This is a genomic window from Ramlibacter sp., from assembly GCF_036383835.1.
GTDB lineage: Bacteria > Pseudomonadota > Gammaproteobacteria > Burkholderiales > Burkholderiaceae_C > Ramlibacter.
In genome coordinates this window covers 1-1,667 of the sequence record NZ_DASVNN010000133.1, presented here as the reverse complement: position 1 = coordinate 1,667, position 1,667 = coordinate 1, and the positions used below count along the sequence as shown (strand labels likewise).

Here is a 1,667-nt window from a genome sequence, read left to right as displayed (position 1 = left end):
GCCGCCGCTGGCTGGCGAGAACCCCTACGCCTACCTGAATGCCATCCAGCAGCCCACGCTGGTGCTCAACGGGGTCAAGGACGTGATGATCCCCACGATCAACTCCTGGCACCTGGCGCAGAACATCCCCAACGCCCAGCTCCTGGTCTACCCGGACGCCGGCCACGGCGCGCAGTTCCAGGACCCCGAGCGCTTCCTCAAGCACGCCATCCAGTTCCTGGCGGAGTGACGGTGCGCACGAGTACGTGCGCCACCAGCCATTGACTTCACTCTGCGGCCGCATCGCATCGGCCGCACGTCCATCCATTCAAGAGAACGTATACCGACATGAGCAAGAAAGCGCTCTTCGAGCCATACAAGCTGGGACCTCTGACACTCGCCAATCGCATCGTCATGGCGCCGCTGACCCGCAACCGCGCCGGCGCCGGCTTGGTACCCAGCGAACTGGCCGCGACCTACTACGCCCAGCGCGCTTCGGCCGGCCTGATCATCACAGAGGCCACCCAGGTGTCGGCCCAGGCCCAGGGCTACCAGGACACCCCCGGCCTGTACACGCCCGAGCAGATCGCCGGCTGGCGCCAGGTCACGGACGCCGTGCACGCCCAGGGCGGGCGCATCTTCGTGCAGCTCTGGCACGTGGGCCGCGTGTCGCACGTCGATGTGCAGCCGGGCGGTGCCGCGCCGGTCGCGCCCTCGGCCATCCGCGCGGCGACCAAGACCTTCGCCAACAACGGCTTTGCCGACGTGTCCGAGCCCCGCGCCCTCGAATTGAACGAGCTGCCGGGCATCGTGAACGACTTCCGCCAGGCCGCTGCCAACGCCATCGCCGCCGGCTTCGACGGCGTGGAGGTCCACGGCGCCAATGGCTACCTGCTGGAGCAGTTCATCAAGGACGGGGCCAACCATCGCACCGACGCCTACGGCGGCTCGGTCGAGAACCGCGCCCGCCTGCTGCTGGAGGTCGTCGCCGCGGTGGCGAAGGAGATCGGTGCCGATCGCACCGGCGTGCGCATCTCCCCCGTATCGCCGGCCAACGGCATCTCCAGCAGCGACCCGCAGCCGCAGTACGGCTACATCGTCGAACAGCTCAGCACGCTGGGCATCGTCTACCTGCACGTGGTCGAAGGTGCGACGGGCGGCCCGCGCGACGTGGCGCCATTCAACTTCGCCGCGCTGCGCAGCAGCTTCAAGCAGACCTACCTCGCCAACAACGGCTACGACCTGGAATTCGCTGCCGCCCAGCTCGAATCGGGCAAGGCGGACCTGTTTGCCTTCGGTCGGCCGTTCATCAGCAACCCCGATCTTGTCGAACGATTGAAGAGCGGCGCGCCGCTGGCACAGCTCAACCCGTCCACGCTCTACGGCGGAGGCGCCGCGGGCTACACCGACTACCCCACGCTGGCCGAGGCCAGGTAAGCAAACAGGCGCCGGGCCCAACGCTGCGGCCCGGTGCCCTCTGATCTGCGGAGAACGTCCATATGACCACCCAATCCACCGCCCTCATTACCGGCGCTTCGACCGGCATCGGCGCCACCTACGCCGAGCGCTTCGCGCAGCGAGGCCACGACCTCGTGCTGGTCGCGCGCGACAAGGCACGCCTGGACGCGCTTGCGCAGCGCCTGCGCGACGAACACCAGGTTGCCGTGGACGTGCTGCAGGCCGACCTG

3 protein-coding genes are annotated in these 1,667 nt (G+C 68.2%); all 3 read left to right on the top strand.

Annotated features, from left to right (window positions below; all coding sequences use genetic code 11):
* A partial coding sequence (locus VF522_RS21080; protein WP_330910280.1) for an alpha/beta hydrolase occupies positions 1-229 on the top strand: 229 nt, incomplete at its 5' end.
* Positions 230-327: 98 nt separating this feature from the next.
* Positions 328-1,416 (top strand): alkene reductase, encoded by a 1,089-nt coding sequence (locus tag VF522_RS21075; RefSeq protein ID WP_301812992.1) that lies wholly within the window; start codon positions 328-330, stop codon positions 1,414-1,416.
* Between the two features lie 62 nt (positions 1,417-1,478).
* A partial coding sequence (locus tag VF522_RS21070; protein ID WP_330910279.1) for an SDR family NAD(P)-dependent oxidoreductase occupies positions 1,479-1,667 on the top strand: 189 nt, incomplete at its 3' end.